Source organism: Diaphorobacter aerolatus (assembly GCF_014489535.1).
Classification (GTDB): domain Bacteria; phylum Pseudomonadota; class Gammaproteobacteria; order Burkholderiales; family Burkholderiaceae_C; genus Diaphorobacter_A; species Diaphorobacter_A aerolatus.
Genome location: NZ_CP060783.1, coordinates 4766789 through 4783533 on the forward strand (window position 1 = coordinate 4766789; position 16745 = coordinate 4783533).

Sequence of the window (16745 nt, forward strand, 5' to 3'; positions counted from 1 at the left end):
GTGTTGTGAAGCGCATCACTGTAGGAGGTGGGCGCGCGGCTGTGATTCGGTCGCGGACATACCGGACGTTTCTGAAATCAATATCTGGCGCGACGCAGTCTCGATCGTCCGACGATGGTTAGGGCTATACGAGCCAGTCAACCGGGAGGCCAGCGACTGGAGTTCTGTAAACGACGGCTCTTTGCGCGGCCATCCCAGTGTCACGCCATCGCCGTCATGGCGCGGCAGCACATGCAGATGGACATGCGGCACCGTTTGCCAACCCGCTGGTCTGTTCGTCTGCAGTACGGTGATGCCGTCCGGATGGAATGCGGCTTCGACGGCGCGTGCGATGCGTGCTGCCGTCCGGAACAGCGCGCCAGCTGCCTCGTCGTCAAGATCGAGAATGGTTTCGACATGCGCTTTGGTGGCCACGATCACATGGCCAGGGTTGACCTGGCCTGCGTCCATGAAGGCGATCGTCAACTCGTCCTCGTAGACGATGGCAGCGGGAATTTCGCGCTGAATGATGCGGGCAAAAATCGTGGCGCTCATGTGTTCCGCGCTATTGGATGGTTAGGACAAGCTTCCCGATCACCCCTCTTGACGTAAGCCGGGCCGCTGCGTCTGCGAAAGATTCGAGAGGGAACGTTTGCGTGATGTGCGGGCGCACGAACCCCTGAACGTAGAGTTCGTTCAGTTTCGCTTGGGCATCTGCGACGAGCTCTGGCGAGTAGGTCGGATAGTCCGTCCATTGCATGCCGGCGACGGAGATGTTCTTGAGCAGTAGGTAGGAGCCTTTAATCACCGGAATCTTGCCGGCGGCGAACCCGATGATCACTGCTCGGCCGCGCCGCGCAAGGGCGCGAATGCACGCATCGAACACATCGCCGCCTACGGGGTCCAGAAATACATCGGCGCCTTTGCCGTTGGTGGCGCGATGCACTTGCTCGCGAAGGGAGTCTGGGAGGTTGGTGGCGGAGAGGTCAATCACCTCGTCGGCTCCGGATTGACGCACTGCTTCCGCCTGGACTTCAGAGGTCACACCCGCGAGGACTTTCGCGCCGAGTGCCTTGGCGATTTGAACAGCTGCAAGGCCAACGCCCCCTCCAGCTCCACTGATCAGCACGGTCTCCCCTTGCGGAAGCTGCCGCGGTCCGTGAGCGCAAAGAACGCCGTCTGGTACACGAGGCCCATCGCAGCTGCATCGGCGAAAGGAATTTCTGTCGAGATCTTTTGTGCGCTCGCCTGAGGAACGGACAGGCGACTTGCGAAGCAACCGTTCTCCATCTGCGCCACGACGTGGTCGCCAGGCTTGAGTGATCGCACGTTCGGACCGACGGCCTCCACGATGCCGGCTGCGTCCTTGCCGGGAATGAACGGACGCTCGGGAAGGACCTGGTATTTCCCACTCATGACCAGGAGGTCGGGAAAGTTGAGAGACGCGGCTTTGACGTTGATCAGGACGTCGTCGGGGCCGACAACCGGATCGGCCACCTCTTCGACGTGATGTGTGCGAGGGTCCTCGCTGAACTGACGGATGAGTACGGCTTTCATGCTGCTCGGAGGAGGTAAGGGTGGTGGGGCGTGTCAAAGCCAAGGGCTCAAGCTGCCCTTTTTGCTGACGATTCTGATGCGTTGATCTACCTAATTATGTAATCATCATTGCATAGATGGTTGGCATTACATCGTGGAAAAATAGGTAAAAACCCTGGATTTGCACAAAAATATATATCATGAACTTGATATAAATGCGCGACTCTGGAAAGATCGCGAGGTCGTGAGGGCGATGGGCCGCGCGGAGGTCTGTTCTGGCCGCTTGTGCTTCGCAAGGGCGCGCCGATGCAGCAGGTCTTGGTCGTGGTTCCGATACATCCCACAGAAACAAAGGAGACAAGACCTATGCGAGAGATCAACGTGCACGAACTTGCCGATGGGGCCAAGTTCAACCGCTTCCATGCCAAGGTGCTGGCTTGGTGCTTCCTGGTCATCATCATTGATGGCTATGACCTAGCGGTCGCAGGGGCGGCGCTTCCAGCCATCATGAAGGAGATGGGCGTGGAAGCCGCGACCGCTGGCTTCATGGCCAGTTCGGCTCTGTTCGGGATGATGTTCGGCGCCATCTTTCTGGGCGCGCTGTCGGACAAGATCGGCCGCCGTTGGACGATCTCGCTGTGCGTGTTTCTCTTCAGCGTGTTCACCGCGGCAGCGGGGCTGACCAAGGATCCTGTTACCTTTAGCATCGCGCGCTTCATCGCGGGCTGGGCATTGGCGGCGTGATGCCGAACATCACAGCCCAGATGACCGAGTACGCGCCCAAGCGGATCCGGAGTTTCCTGACGACCGTGATGTTTTCCGGCTACGCTATCGGCGGCATTCTGGCTGCCGTACTGGGAAAGCAATTCATCGCGCAGTTCGGTTGGCAGATCGTGTTCTTTGCCGCCGGTGTCCCGGTTCTGCTGATCCCCTTCATCCTGAAGTCGATGCCTGAATCGCTGTCGTTCCTGGTATCCCGGCGCGACAGCTCGCAATTGCGTCAGATCGCCCAATCCATCGATCCGGGGCTCAAGGTCGGCGCCAACGACACCTTCCGTCCGCCTCGAGCCGCCCATTCCGGGGCAGGTGTCACGGTAGCGCAGCTGTTCCAGGATGGCCGCGGACTGAGCACGGTGATGTTCTGGGTGGCCTTCTTCACCGGCTTGTTCATGATCTACGCGCTCAGCACCTGGCTGACAAAGCTGATGGCCATGTCGGGCTACAGCCTTGGCTCCGCATTGAGTTTTGTCATCGCACTCAATGTGGGTGCGGTGATCGGATCGATCGGCGGCGGGTGGCTTGCGGACCGGTTCCACATCAAATGGGTCGTGGTCTGCATGTACGCGTTGGGCGGCGTCTTCCTGTACATGATGACGCTGAAAACCTCGACGGAGGTGCTCTATTTCATCATCGCAGCGGTTGGGGCTTGCTCGACGGGGGCGCAAATCGTGGTCTACGCCTACAGCGGCCAGTACTACCCGTCAGACATTCGGTCCACCGGCATCGGCATGGCGTCGGGCATCGGGCGCATGGGGGCGATCGCTGCGCCTTTGCTGATCGGGTTGATCGTGTCCCTGCAACTTCCTCTTGAGCAGAACTTCCTGGTCATCGGTGCCGCAGGCGTTGTGGGAGCGATTGCGCTTGCGTGCATCAACCATGGCCGATCGGCTTCGGAACTGACCCTCAAGACCCTCAAGACGAGTGCTGCCACGTGAGTGGCATGGATGGCGGGGGCCTCGCGGCCTGGCCAGGTGCTGCTAGCCCAACCTCGCCTTGCCGGGGGAGGGGGCGCCGCGCGTCGAATGCGAGTTCCACACCTGGTTCGGCATCCCCGCACGCCCGGAGGAGCTGTCATCGTCGTAGCGCCGATCGCTTTCATTTGTGTAGTGATGTTGATGGTTATTTGGGTTGGGATGTTAAATGAATTAGGTGTTAACCCTGTATTTCTCAAATAAAATACGTCATGATCTTGACGTAAATTGATGGGGCAAGGATCATTGCACTCACCCCAGACCCACCACGAGAGACAAACATGTCAACCTATCCACACCTCCTGAGCCCCCTGCGCGTCGCTGGGGTAGATCTGCCGAACCGCATGGTGATGGGCGCAATGCATACGCGCCTGGAAACAATGGATCGTCCCCATGAAAGACTGGCGGCCTTCTACGCGGCCCGTGCCGCAGGTGAGATCGGCCTCATCCTTACCGGCGGCTACTCCCCGTGCCCGAAGGGGTGATGGATGAAGGTGGTCTGGTGCTGCAAAAGCCCGAGGATTTGGGCGAGCACCGCGCGATCACCTCGGCGGTGAATGAGGCCGGTGGACGCATCGTCCTGCAGATTCTTCACGCAGGCCGTTATGCCAAGGTGTCCACCTGTGTGGCGCCGTCGGCCGGCAAGGCGCGGATCAACGTCTTTCCTCCACGTGCGCTGACGACCGAAGAGGTCTGGGCAACGGTCGAGAGCTTTGCGAACACATCGGCACTGGCAGAGCAGGCTGGCTACGTGGGTGTCGAGATCATGGGCTCCGAGGGCTACCTGATCAACGAGTTCACCGCAGCATTGACCAATCAGCGCGACGACGAGTTCGGCGGCGACTTCGAGCGCCGGATCCGCTTCCCCTTGAAATCGTGAAGGCCGTGCGGGCGCGGGTCTCGCCCGAATTCATGGTCATCTACCGCATCTCGTCCATCGACCTGATGGATGGGGGTATGACCGGCGAAGAAGTGGCCGAATTCGCCCGCCGGGTCGAAGCGGCGGGTGCCGACATGATCAACACCGGCATCGGCTGGCACGAATCGTCCGTGCCGACCATGGCAGCGCCGGTCCCGCGTGCGGCATGGATCGACGCGATCCGCAACGTGAAGCGTGCGGTCGGCATTCCGGTGATGGCGTCCAACCGCATCAATGCTCCTGATGTGGCTGAAGAGATCATCGCTTCCGGCGCTGCCGATCTGGTTTCGATGGCCCGTCCGCTGCTCGCCGACCCCGAGTTCGCACGCAAGACGCGCGAGAACCGCGCCGACGAGATCAATACCTGCATCGCCTGCAACCAGGCCTGCTTGGACCGCATTTTTACCGACCGCGTGGCGACTTGCCTGGTGAACCCGAGGGCAGGGCGCGAGATCGAGTTCGACGATAGCAAGACCACCGCGCCCAAGCATTTCGCCGTTGTCGGTGGCGGGCCTGCCGGCATGGCCTTTGCGATCAATGCCGCGCAGCGTGGTCATCGGGTCACCTTGTTCGAGGCAGGCGATCAGCTCGGTGGCCAACTGAATATGGCTCGCAAAGTGCCGGGCAAGAACGAGTTCAACGAAATGCTGCGCTACTTCCGAGTCTCGCTGGAGCGCCTGAAGGTCGCGGTGCATCTGAAAACCCGAGCCGATGCGGAGGATCTGGCCGCACGAGTGCGTTCGGGCGAGTTCGACGAGGTGGTGATCGCAACGGGCGTGACTCCGCGCGAGCCCGACATCAAGGGCCTTGACCACCCGAAGGTGGTCAGTTATCTGGATGTCCTGGCCAACGGCGCACCGGTGGGCAGCAAGGTTGCCATCATCGGCGCGGGCGGGATCGGCTTCGACGTGGCCGAGTACCTGGTCGGCAGTGCCGAGGAGTCGCTCAAGCCAAAGGTATTCATGGATGCCTGGGGTGTGGATACGGCCATTCGCAGCGCGGGCGGGCTCAAGGCGCCTGCGCAGCACGGCACCGAGCGCGTCATCCACATGTTCCAACGCAAGCCCGAGTCACTGGGCAAGAACTTGGGCAAGTCCACCGGGTGGATTCTCAAGGCCAAGCTGCGCAAGGCAGACGTGGCGATGACGGCCGGAGCAAGTTACCAGGCCGTTGACGACCAGGGCCTGCACTACAGCGTGAATGGCGAGGCTCGCGTATTGGACGCGGACACTGTCATCCTCTGCGCGGGACAGCTCTCGAACCGGACGCTGTTCGATGGTTTGGCCGAGCGAGGCGTCAAGCCCTACGTGATCGGCGGAGCCGATGTTGCTGCCGAATTGGACGCATTGCGCGCCATCGACCAGGCAACGCGTCTGGCCGTTTCGTTCTGACTTTGACAGCCCTAACTCAGAGACAAGCATGACGAACAAATTCAAACAAGGTCTTGACAAGAACCCGGCCAACTACCAGCCACTGACCCCGCTGGCGTTGCTCGACCGAGCGGCGGACATCCATCCAGACCGCATCGCTGTCATTCATGGCGAGCGGCGCTATACATGGGCCGCCTACGCCCAGCGTTGCCGCAGCCTGGCACGCGCGTTGATCGGCGCGGGCATCCAGCGTGGAGATACGGTCGCCATCCTCGCGGCCAATATCCCCGAGATGCTGGAGGCGCAGTTTGGGGTGCCCATGGCGGGCGCTGTCGTCAACTCCATCAACATCCGCCTGGACGCGGCGGCGATCGCCTTCATCCTGCAGCATTCCGAGACCCGGTTGCTGATGGTGGACCAGCAATTTGCCGAGGTGGCGCGTGCGGCGGTGAAGCTCTCCGGCTTGCAAATGGATGTGGTGGACATCCGTGCAAGCGACGTCCCAGACGCCGACCCGGTGGGTGTGATCGACTACGAGCGTTTCCTGGCCGATGCGCCTGCTGATGCGCAGCTGCGCTACCCCGAGGACGAGTGGGACGCCATCGCGTTGAACTACACCTCGGGAACCACGGGCAACCCCAAGGGCGTGGTCTACCACCACCGTGCGGCCTATCTCAATGCGCTCGGCACCTCCCTCTATGCGCGGTTGAACGTAGGAGTCCCGGTCTACCTGTGGACCTTGCCGCTGTTCCATTGCAACGGCTGGTGCTATGCGTGGGCCCTGGCCGCCGTGGCCGGGACGAGTGTGTGCCTGCGCAAAGTGGTCGCGGAGGATATCTACGCCGCCATTGGCCAGCATGGCGTGACGCATTTCTGTGGCGCGCCGGCGGTGCTCAGTTCGCTGATCGCTGGCAAACCGCAGGACTGGAGCAAGCCCAACTCCCCATCTGGGTCGCCTGCGCCGGAGCCTCGCCGCCCGTATCGGTGATCGCGCAAACCGAGGCCCTGGGCTTCGAGGTGCTGCATGTGTACGGCATGACGGAGCAGCATGGTGTCAACACCACCTGCGTGCCCCAGGATTCGTGGGCCGCCTTGCCGGCTGAAGAGCGTCTGCGCCACATGGGCCGCCAGGGCGTGCGCACGGCGGTCGCGGGAGACATGATCGTGGCCAATCCACATACCCTGCAGCCCGTGTCCCGCGACGGCAAGACGATCGGCGAGGTGCTGTTCCGAGGGAATATGGGCATGAAGGGCTACCTCAAGAACCCCGAGGCCACGCAAGAGGCCTTCGAGGGTGGATGGATGCACAGCGGCGATCTTGCCGTGGTGCATGAGGACGGCTACATCGAGATCAAGGACCGTTCCAAGGACATCATCATTTCCGGCGGCGAGAACGTCTCTTCCATCGAGGTCGAGGAGGTCTTGTTCACGCACCCGGCAGTGTTCCAGGCCGCAGTGGTCGCCGTGCCCGATGAGAAGTGGGGCGAAGTGCCCTGTGCGGTGCTGGAACTGCATCCGCAGCACGTCGGCTCCTTGACGCAGGAAGAGGTGATCCAGTTCTGTCGCGCCAAGCTCCCGGGTTTCAAGACGCCGAAGCATGTGCTCTTCGAGCCCATCGTGCGCACTGCCACCGGCAAGCTGCAGAAATTCAAGCTGCGCGACCACGTCGCTCAGGTCATCGCCAACCGCAATCACTGACTCAATCTATTTACAGGAGAGCATTCCCATGCGTGGACTCAAAGACAAGGTGGCCATCATCACTGGCGCAGCCGGCGGCATCGGGCGCAGCCTGGTGCAGCGCTTCTTGGAAGAGGGTGCGCGCGTCGCCGCACTGGATCTGAACCAGGCTGGGCTCGATGAAATCAAGGGCCAATTCCAGCAGTACGCGGGTCAACTGACCACGGCTCAGCTGGACATCACGGATCACGACGCGGTTGCCAAGGCCGTGCAGAAGATCCATGCCGACCTCAAGCAGATCGACATCCTCGTCAACAACGCTGGCTGGGACGTGGCCAAGCAGTTTGTCGAGACCACGCCCGATCTGTGGGACAAGCTAATCGCGATCAACCTCAAAGGCCCGTTGAGCCTGCAGCATGCCGTGGTGCCTTTCATGGTGGAGGCCGGTGGGGCAAGATCGTCAACATCGCCTCCGATGCAGGGCGCGTAGGTTCGTCCGGCGAATCCGTCTACTCCGCATGCAAGGGCGGCATCATTGCCTTCAGCAAGACGCTGGCCCGTGAGACGGCACGCAGCAACGTGCGCGTCAACGTGGTGTGCCCTGGACCGACCGATACCGCGCTGCTGCAGTCCTTCACGGGCGGTGGCGAGTTCGGCCAGAAGATCTACGACGGTCTCAAGCGGGCCATTCCCCTGAAGCGCCTCGGCCAGCCCGAGGACATTCCCGGCGCCGTGGCGTTCCTCTCCAGCGACGACGCCAACTTCATTACCGGCCAGGTCATTTCGGTGTCTGGCGGCCTGACCATGCACGGCTAACCCCCAGGAAACGACCATGAGTGACTACACGGACATCCTCTACGAAGTGAAGGGCGGCGTTGCCCGCATCTCCATCAACCGCCCCGAAAAGTACAACGCATTTCGCGGCAAGACGTGCGACGAACTGATCGACGCACTGCACCGTGCCGGCTGGGACAAGAGCATCGGCGTCATCGTGCTCACCGGCGTGGGCGAGAAGGCGTTCTGCACGGGGGGCGACCAGTCGGCCCATGATGGTGGCTACGACGGTCGCGGTCTGATCGGCCTGCCGGTCGAAGAGCTGCAAGGAATGATCCGCGAGGTGCCGAAGCCCGTGATTGCCCGCGTGAATGGCTTTGCCATCGGTGGAGGCAACGTGCTGGTGACCTGCTGCGATCTGGCGATTGCAGCCGACACGGCCCAGTTCGGCCAGGTCGGCCCCAAGGTCGGCTCGGTGGATCCCGGCTTCGGCACGGCCTATCTGGCCCGCGTGGTTGGCGAGAAGAAAGCCCGTGAGATCTGGTATCTGTGCCGCCGCTACAAGGCACAGGAAGCGCTCGCCATGGGGCTGGTTAACGCTGTCGTTCCCATGGCGGAATTGGATGCGGAAGTCGATCGCTGGTGCCAGGAAATCATGGAAAAGAGCCCGACAGCGATCGCCATCGCCAAGCGCTCTTTCAACGCCGACTCCGATTCGATTCGTGGTATCGGCGGATTGGGCATGCAGGCGCTGGCGCTGTACTACGGTACCGAAGAGTCTCACGAGGGCGTCAAGGCCTTCCTGGAGAAGCGCAAGCCGCGTTTCCGTCCCCAATCCGACGAAGGCAAGCAGGCATGAGCGCGGAGCTGACCTATCGTGACGGTGTCGCGATCCTGACGCTGAACCGTCCGAAGGCGTTGAATGCGCTGAACGCCGAGATGGTCGGAGAGATCTCCAACCGTCTGGACGAGGTCGCGGTATCGGACGCCCGGGCGCTGCTCATCGTCGGCGCCGGCGGCGGCAAGGCCTTCTGTGCTGGCGCCGATGTGAGCGAACTGCAGGGCAAGGATGCCGGCGAGCAGCGCGAAACCGCACGGCGGGGTCAGTTGGCATTTGCCAAGCTGGACAGGCTGCGCATTCCTTCGGTCGCCGTCATCACTGGCGTGGCGTTCGGGGGCGGGCTCGAGCTGGCGATGGCGTGCACCTTTCGCATCGCGACGCCCACGTCGCGGCTTGGCCTCCCGAGATCAAGCTGGGCCTCATTCCCGGCTACGGGGGAACCCAGCGGCTGCCGCGCCTGGTGGGCGTTGGGCGAGCTGTTGAGTTGATTGCCAGCGGCCGTGCGATCGATGCCCAGGAAGCCGAGCGCATCGGCCTGATCCATCGCATCGTCGAGGTCGCGGATCCAATTGACGCGGGAGTCGCTTATCTGACGTGCCTCGGCGAGCCGTTTCCGGCGTCCCTGGGCTATGCGATCGAGGCCATACGGCATTCGCAGTCCATGCCTATGGAGGATGGGCTCCAGCAGGAAGCGGAGTGTTTCTCGGTGGCGACCCAGACCGGGGATGCTGCTGAGGGGGTCTCAGCCTTTCTGGGCAAGCGCAAGCCTCAGTTCACTGGACGTTGAATGGTTTATCCACGCAGTCTTTGATTCAGGGAGTTCCTATTTCCAGCGAATCTGATCTCCGAGAGCCATCGCATTCGGCGGCCAGTCCGATGCTGGTGCGCGCGATGCCCCTTGTGTTCGTGGTCATTTGGGCCACGGGCTTTGTCGTGGCCAGGTACGGCATGCCGCATTCGCCGCCCATGAAGTTCCTGGCGGTTCGCTATGCCTTGTCCGTCGGCTGCTTTGGCATTTGGGCATTTGCCGCTCGGGCTACCTGGCCGTGGGACGCCCGGGGCTGGCTGCACCTGAGCGTCACCGGGATTCTGATGCACGCCATCTACTTGGGCGGTGTGTGGACCGCAGTGAAGATGGGGATGGGCGCGGGTCTGACGGCATTGCTCGTCGGGTTGCAGCCCGTTTTGACGGCGATCTGGCTTTCCCGCCGAGGCGGAAACGTGTCAGGAGCCCAATGGGTGGGGCTTGTTCTCGGACTGCTGGGATTGCTGCTGGTGGTTTGGGCAAAGCTGGGGTTCGGGGAGGTTGGCCCTGCCAGTTTGAGTTGCGCGTTGATGGCTCTGCTGGCCATCACCGTGGGAACCCTGTACCAGAAGCGCTTCGTGGCTCCCTGCGATGTCCGGATTGCCAGCTTCATCCAATTGCTGGCGGCGTTTGTGGTCACCACACCTTTGGCGTTGCTGGAAACGGAGCCGATGCGGTGGGTCGGCGCCGCTGGGGGCCTGAATTTGGAGTTGGCGGGGGCCATGGTCTGGTCCGTGCTGGGGCTGACGTTGGGAGGCAGCTCTTTGCTGTATCTGTTGATCCAGCGAGGCGCCGCAACGTCCGTCACCAGTCTTTTCTACCTCGTGCCTCCCACCACAGCGGTGATGGCATGGGTGCTTTTTGGCGAGCCGGTCACGGGGCTGACGGTCGCCGGGATGGTCGTCACCGCAATCGGCGTCGGGATCGTCGTGCGCAAGCAGAACTGATTCCGATCACATCCTGAAGGAGTTAGAACATGACATTCAAGAATATTCTTTTCACGGTGGACAGCGGCGTGGCGCGCATCGTGCTGAACCGGCCGGAGAAGCTCAACAGCCTGGACTCCGAGACCATGGTGGAGCTCCATGAGGCTATGTCCCGCATTGAAGCCGACCGCCAGGTGCGGGTGCTGGTGCTTGGCGGGGCGGGGCGCGCCTTCTGTGCAGGGCAGGATCTTGCCGATCCCGCCATGCAGGAGGTCGATGGCAAGTTGCCGGACATCGGCAATCTGGTGGAGCGGTATTTCAAGCCGCTGGTGATGCGCTTGCAGAGCCTGCAGGTTCCTACTGTCGCGGCGGTTCAAGGGTTGGCTGCGGGAGGCGGCGCATCCATCGCGCTGGCTTGCGATCTGGTGGTGGCCGCCCAATCCGCTTACTTTCTGCAAGCGTTCTCCAGGATCGGGCTGACGCCGGATACCGGTAGTACCTGGTTTCTCACGCGATCCGTTGGCACCGTGCGTGCTCTGGGTCTGGCAATGCTCGCCGAGAAGCTCCCAGCAGCGAAGGCGGCTGAGTGGGGGCTCATCTGGCAGGTGGTCGAGGACTCGAAGTTCGCCAGCACCATCGACGCGTTGGCAGCACAAATCGCCCAGATGCCGACCAAGGCGTTGGTACGCACCCGGCAGTTGATGCATGCGGCCACCAACCATTCGCTGGAGCAGCAACTGTCCATGGAGGCCAGCTTCATTCGCGAAATGGGCTGGAGTGCCGACTACCGGGAAGGCCTGCAGGCGTTCTCCCAAAAGCGGACTCCGAACTTCACCGGAGAGTGAGCGGCATGCCCTTGCAGCAAGCCCTCGCGATGTCTTAGGCACCGGTGCCTCACGACCCAGGCGTCCCGCTCGGTTGGAGAGCCGAATAAGAAATTTATCCATCCGTTTGCGTTGGTATACGCAAACGCTTCGCCACAGGAGGCACTATGAGTCACTACACCCCACCCTTGCAGGACATGCAGTTCGTTCTAAGTGAGCTCGCGGACCTGCATGAAATCGCGGCGCTGCCTGGCTATGGCGAGGCCACCCCCGACCTTGCTCGTGCGGTTCTGGAAGAGGCCGGGGTCTTTGCCTCGGAGGTAATCGCCCCTCTGAATCATTCGGGCGACGTCGAGGGCGTCCGTCTCGAGGGTGGTCAGCCACGCATGCCTGCGGGCTGGGCGCAGGCCTATGCGCGCTTCGTCGAGGCCGGCTGGCCGGCGCTTTCTGCGCCCGAAGCGCAGGGCGGACAGAATCTGCCTGGCGTACTGGCCGCCGCAGTCGAAGAAATGTGGAACAGCGGCAGCGTGGCTTTCGGCCTGCTGAGCCTGCTGTCGCGAGGCGCGGTGAACGTGATGCGGCACGCCGGCTCGTCCGAACTGCAGCAGCGGTATCTGCCGCGCATGGTCAGCGGTGAATGGACTGGCACGATGGTGCTGACCGAGCCGCAGGCAGGCTCTGACCTGTCCGCCGTGCGCACCCGCGCCACCCGCGTGGCCGATGGCTCCTACCGGTTGCATGGCACCAAGATCTTCATCACCTACGGGGACCACGATCTCGTTCCGAACGTGGTGCATCTGGTGCTTGCGAGGGTCGAAGGCGCCCCGGCCGGAACCAAGGGGATCTCGCTGTTCGCGGTGCCGAAGGTGCTGGTCAATGACGATGGTTCGCTGGGCGAGCGCAACGACGTGCGAGCAGTGTCGATCGAGCGCAAGCTCGGCCTGCATGCCACGCCCACGTGCGTCATGGCTTTCGGCGACGGTGCGGGAGCGGTCGGCTATCTGGTCGGTGAGGAGAACCGCGGGCTGGAGTACATGTTCATCATGATGAACTCGGCGCGCTTCGCCGTGGGCCTGGAGGGCATTGGCCTGGCCGAACGCGCGTACCAGAAGGCCAGGGCATATGCGCGGGAGCGGGTTCAAGGCGTGGAGCAAGGCGGTGAGACCGGCGCCAAGGTTGCGATCATCCGGCACCCCGATGTGCGCCGGATGCTGCTCAGCATGAAATCCCGGATCGAGGCCATGCGCGCGCTGGCGTCGGTGATGGCGGCAAGCATGGACCAGGCCGCACTGAATCCGGATCCGGAAGTCCGGGATGCCCACCAGGCCTTCGTCGAACTGATGATGCCCATCGCCAAGGGGTGGTTCACTGAGACCGGTTTGGATATCGCCTCCATGGGAATCCAGGTTCACGGCGGCGTGGGCTTCATCGAAGAAACCGGCGCGGCGCAGTATCTCCGCGACGCCCGCATCACGACAATCTATGAGGGCACGACTGGCATCCAGGCGATGGATCTGGTGGGGCGCAAGATCGGCCGCGATGGTGGGCGCGCGATCAGAGCGGTGATCGTGCGCATGCGGCAGGTTCAGGCGGACCTGGAATCCCATGCACAAGCCGAACTCTGCGCCATTGGTGCTCAGTTGAACAAGGGTATCGGCGACCTCGAGGCAGCAGTGGAGTCGCTTGTGAAGTCTTGGGAGGGCGGTCCCAAGCCTGCTCTGGCGGGTTCTGGCCCGTTCCTGGAACTCCTGGGCATCGTTGCGGCTGGATGGCAAATGGGACGTGCCGCACTGGCTGCCGACCGCCTCCTCGCATCGGATCCTGGCTCGGATTTCTTGACCAACAAGATTTTGACCTGCCGCTTCTACGCTGACCACGTTCTTTCCAAATCGGCAGGGCTGCGGCATGCAATCGTCTCTGGCTCGGGCGCCACGCTGGAGTTCTCTGACGCAGCGTTCTGAAGCGGCGATTGCATGTAGTGCGGACGTGGTCACATCCTGTGCAGTGACCCTTCGGCCTTTGCAATCGGCTTGTCAACGGGACTGCGTTTCGGGGACACCCCAGTGGGGCTTCTCGTTGGGACGCCCACCTGCGAAGTAGCCACCCCCATCTCATGCCGCTGCAGGCAATCATTCCGAGGTACTCGGCGATAGGACAGGTGGCTCAAGGCGGTGAAGAGAAAAGGTCTGACCAAGTAGGTTCTTCAATGCTCCTTTGATGGCGGGCGCACCGCTATGCACCGGAAGGATTGCCACATATCGAGAGGAGTATTCATGCAGTCAAAGCCCAGCGCAGCGGCGCATCGCCGCCAGGTCGAGCGCATCGGCGTGCCACGGGAAACCTTCCCGCTGGAAAAGCGCGTGGCCACGGTGCCCGATGTGGTGGAGAAGCTCATCAAGCTGGGCTTCGAGGTCGCCGTCGAGTCGGGCGCGGGCGAGGGCGCCAACTTCAGCGATGACGCCTACCGCGCCGTCGGGGCCCAGGTCATCGACAGCGCCGCGCAGTTGTGGGCCGCTTCGGACATCGTTTTCAAGGTGCGCCCGCCGAGCAGCGGCGAAGTGGCGCTGATGCGCGAGGGCGGCACGCTGATCGACTTCATCTGGCCTGCCCAGAACCCGAGCTGATGCAGCAGCTCGCCGCCAAGAACGCTACCGTGCTGGCCATCGACTGCCTGCCGCGCACGCTCTCGCGCGCGCAGAAGATGGATGCGCTGACCTCCACCGCCGGCGTTTCCGGCTACCGCGCGGTCATCGAGGCGGCCAATGCCTTCGGCCGCTACTTCAACGGCCAGATCACGGCCGCGGGCAAGGTGCCTCCGGCCAAGGTCTTCATCGCCGGCGCCGGCGTGGCGGGCCTCGCGGCCATCGGCACGGCGGCCAACCTGGGCGCCATCGTGCGCGCCAACGACACGCGCGCCGAGGTGGCCGACCAGGTCAAGTCGCTGGGCGGCGAGTTCGTCAAGGTGGACTACGAGGAAGACGGCTCGGGCGGCGGCGGCTACGCCAAGGTCATGAGCGAGGGCTTCCAGGCCGCGCAGCGCAAGATGTACGCGGAGCAGGCCAAGGATGCGGACATCATCATCACCACCGCGCTGATCCCCGGCAAGCCCGCCCCCAAGCTCATCACCGCCGAGATGGTGCAGAGCATGAAGCCCGGCAGCGTGATCGTGGACATGGCGGCAGAGCAGGGCGGCAACTGCGAACTCACCGTGCCCGGCGAGGCCGTGGTGCGCCATGGCGTGACCATCATCGGCTACACCGACCTGGCCTCGCGCCTGGCCAAGCAGTCGTCCACGCTGTACGCCACCAACCTGCTGCGCCTGACCGAAGAGCTGTGCAAGGCCAAGGACGGCGTGGCCGTGGTCAACATGGAGGACGACGCGATCCGCGGCCTCACCGTGGTCAAGGACGGCGCCATCACCTGGCCCGCACCGCCCCTCAAGCAGGCGCCAGTGCCCGCACCCAAGTCCGCGGCCGCGCCGGTGGCCGAGAAGAAGAACGGCCACGGCCATGGCGCGGGCGCGCCCATGTCCGCCAAGGCGCTGACCATCATCTTCGCCGTGGCGGCCGTGCTGTTCTGGCTCATCGGCGCCTATGCGCCCGCGGCCTTCCTCGGCCACTTCACGGTGTTCGTGCTGGCGTGCTTCATCGGCTACATGGTGGTGTGGAATGTCACGCCCGCGCTGCACACGCCGCTGATGAGCGTGACCAACGCCATCTCCAGCATCATCGCCATCGGCGCGCTGGTGCAGATCGCTCCTTCAGAAATGGGCATGGACGGGCGGCCCGACGGGCTGATCCGCTGGCTGGCCTTTGCCGCGCTGGTGCTCACCGCCGTCAACATGTTCGGCGGCTTTGCCGTGACGCGCCGCATGCTGGCCATGTTCCGCAAATAAGAAGAACGAGGAGATCCGAACCATGTCCCAAAGTCTCGCCACGGTGGCCTACCTCGGCGCCGCCATTCTCTTCATCCTCAGCCTGGGTGGCCTGTCCAACCCGGAAACCTCGCGCCGCGGCAACCTGTTCGGCATGGTCGGCATGGCGCTGGCCGTGCTGGCCACGGTGTTCGGCCCGCGCGTCAACCCGTCGGGCTGGCCTGGATCGTCATCGCGCTGGTCATCGGCGGCGGCATCGGCCTGTATGCGGCCAAGGTCGTGAAGATGACCCAGATGCCCGAACTGGTCGCGCTCATGCACAGCCTGGTCGGCCTGGCCGCCTGCCTCGTGGGCTTTGCCAGCTACGTCGATACCTCGGTCCAGTTCACGGGCGCCGAGAAGGCCATCCACGAGGTGGAGATCTACGTCGGCATCCTGATCGGCGCCGTCACGTTCAGCGGCTCGCTGATCGCCTTCGGCAAGCTCAACGGCCGCATCGGCGGCAAGCCGCTGCTGCTGCCCGCGCGCCACTGGCTCAACCTCGTCGCGCTGCTGGTGGTGGTCTGGTTCGGCCGTCAGTTCCTCAATGCGCACGACGCGGGCGCGGGCATGACCGCGCTGGTCGTGATGACGGTGATCGCGCTGCTCTTCGGCGTGCACATGGTCATGGCCATCGGCGGCGCCGACATGCCGGTCGTGGTGTCCATGCTCAACAGCTATTCGGGCTGGGCGGCGGCGGCCACGGGCTTCATGCTCAACAACGACCTGCTGATCGTCACCGGCGCGCTGGTAGGCTCCTCGGGCGCCATCCTGTCGTACATCATGTGCCAGGCGATGAACCGCAACTTCATCAGCGTGATCGCGGGCGGCTTCGGCTCGGGTGCTCCCGCCAAGAAGGGGGATGCCGCTGCCGCCGAGCCCCAGGGCGAGGCGGTGCCCATCAGCGCCGTCGAAACGGCCGAGCTGTTGCGCGAAGCCAAGAGCGTGGTCATCGTGCCCGGCTACGGCATGGCCGTGGCGCAGGCGCAGCACACGGTGAACGACATCACCAAGACCCTGCGCGACAAGGGTGTGAATGTGCGCTTTGCCATCCACCCGGTGGCTGGCCGCATGCCGGGCCACATGAACGTGCTGCTGGCCGAGGCCAAGGTGCCCTACGACATCGTGATGGAGATGGACGAGATCAACGAGGACTTCCCGGACACCGACGTGACCATGGTGATCGGCGCCAACGACATCGTGAACCCCTCGGCCCAGGACGACCCCACGAGCCCCATCGCCGGCATGCCGGTGCTTGAAGTGTGGAAGGCGCGGCACTCCATCGTGATGAAGCGCTCCATGGCCTCGGCTATGCGGGCGTGGACAACCCGCTGTTCTACAAGGAGAACAACCGCATGCTGTTCGGCGACGCCAAGAAGATGCTGGACGAGGTGCTCGCGGCGCTCAAAGGCTGAGGGCGAGTGTGCGAG

6 protein-coding genes and 8 pseudogenes are annotated in these 16745 nt (G+C 63.2%); 11 read left to right on the forward strand and 3 right to left on the reverse strand.

Annotated features, from left to right (window positions below; translation table 11 throughout):
• Positions 1 to 138: 138 nt before the first annotated feature.
• From H9K75_RS22340 to H9K75_RS24360, 3 genes and pseudogenes are all read right to left on the reverse strand, one after another.
• Positions 139 to 534, reverse strand: a pseudogene (locus tag H9K75_RS22340) (HIT family protein); the annotation flags it as partial.
• 10 nt (positions 535 to 544) lie between these two features.
• Complete coding sequence (locus H9K75_RS24355; protein WP_226858377.1) at positions 545 to 1108, reverse strand: zinc-binding dehydrogenase; 564 nt, start codon at positions 1106 to 1108, stop codon at positions 545 to 547.
• Positions 1102 to 1536 carry an alcohol dehydrogenase catalytic domain-containing protein gene (locus H9K75_RS24360; protein WP_226858378.1) on the reverse strand — a complete coding sequence of 145 codons (435 nt, stop codon included), beginning with the start codon at positions 1534 to 1536 and terminating at the stop codon, positions 1102 to 1104. The genes H9K75_RS24355 and H9K75_RS24360 overlap by 7 nt, the downstream gene beginning before the upstream one ends.
• A gap of 345 nt (positions 1537 to 1881) precedes the next feature.
• Between H9K75_RS24360 and H9K75_RS22350 the strand changes: the two are divergent.
• From H9K75_RS22350 to pntB, 11 genes and pseudogenes are all read left to right on the forward strand, one after another.
• A pseudogene (locus H9K75_RS22350) lies at positions 1882 to 3230 on the forward strand (MFS transporter).
• 317 nt (positions 3231 to 3547) lie between these two features.
• Positions 3548 to 5576 (forward strand): annotated as a pseudogene (locus tag H9K75_RS22355) (oxidoreductase).
• Between the two features lie 28 nt (positions 5577 to 5604).
• Positions 5605 to 7253 (forward strand): annotated as a pseudogene (locus tag H9K75_RS25810) (AMP-binding protein).
• A gap of 28 nt (positions 7254 to 7281) precedes the next feature.
• Positions 7282 to 8048 (forward strand): annotated as a pseudogene (locus H9K75_RS22365) (glucose 1-dehydrogenase).
• Positions 8049 to 8064: 16 nt separating this feature from the next.
• Positions 8065 to 8865 carry a 2-ketocyclohexanecarboxyl-CoA hydrolase gene (gene badI, locus H9K75_RS22370; RefSeq protein ID WP_187724187.1) on the forward strand — a complete coding sequence of 267 codons (801 nt, stop codon included), beginning with the start codon at positions 8065 to 8067 and terminating at the stop codon, positions 8863 to 8865.
• 80 nt (positions 8866 to 8945) lie between these two features.
• Positions 8946 to 9634, forward strand: a pseudogene (locus H9K75_RS22375) (enoyl-CoA hydratase/isomerase family protein).
• Positions 9635 to 9723: 89 nt separating this feature from the next.
• Positions 9724 to 10599, forward strand: a complete 876-nt coding sequence (locus H9K75_RS22380; RefSeq protein WP_187724188.1) for a DMT family transporter — start codon at positions 9724 to 9726, stop codon at positions 10597 to 10599.
• A 29-nt stretch (positions 10600 to 10628) separates the two neighbouring features.
• A complete protein-coding gene (locus H9K75_RS22385) occupies positions 10629 to 11423 on the forward strand; it encodes an enoyl-CoA hydratase-related protein (RefSeq protein ID WP_187724189.1) in 795 nt (264 codons plus the stop codon).
• A gap of 146 nt (positions 11424 to 11569) precedes the next feature.
• Entirely contained in the window at positions 11570 to 13363 is a 1794-nt protein-coding gene (locus H9K75_RS22390; protein ID WP_187724190.1) for an acyl-CoA dehydrogenase, read from the forward strand.
• A 312-nt stretch (positions 13364 to 13675) separates the two neighbouring features.
• Positions 13676 to 15297 (forward strand): annotated as a pseudogene (locus H9K75_RS22395) (Re/Si-specific NAD(P)(+) transhydrogenase subunit alpha).
• A 22-nt stretch (positions 15298 to 15319) separates the two neighbouring features.
• Positions 15320 to 16730 (forward strand): annotated as a pseudogene (pntB, locus tag H9K75_RS22400) (Re/Si-specific NAD(P)(+) transhydrogenase subunit beta).
• The last annotated feature ends 15 nt before the right edge of the window (positions 16731 to 16745 follow it).

Excerpts from the sequence above, each read along its gene's own strand:
- H9K75_RS24360 (WP_226858378.1), bottom strand. The coding sequence starts at position 1,536 with ATGAAAGCCGTACTCATCCGTCAGTTCAGCGAGGACCCTCGCACACAT.
- H9K75_RS22385 (WP_187724189.1), top strand. The coding sequence starts at position 10,629 with ATGACATTCAAGAATATTCTTTTCACGGTGGACAGCGGCGTGGCGCGC.
- H9K75_RS22390 (WP_187724190.1), top strand. The coding sequence starts at position 11,570 with ATGAGTCACTACACCCCACCCTTGCAGGACATGCAGTTCGTTCTAAGT.
- badI (WP_187724187.1), top strand. The coding sequence starts at position 8,065 with ATGAGTGACTACACGGACATCCTCTACGAAGTGAAGGGCGGCGTTGCC.
- H9K75_RS22380 (WP_187724188.1), top strand. The coding sequence starts at position 9,724 with ATGCTGGTGCGCGCGATGCCCCTTGTGTTCGTGGTCATTTGGGCCACG.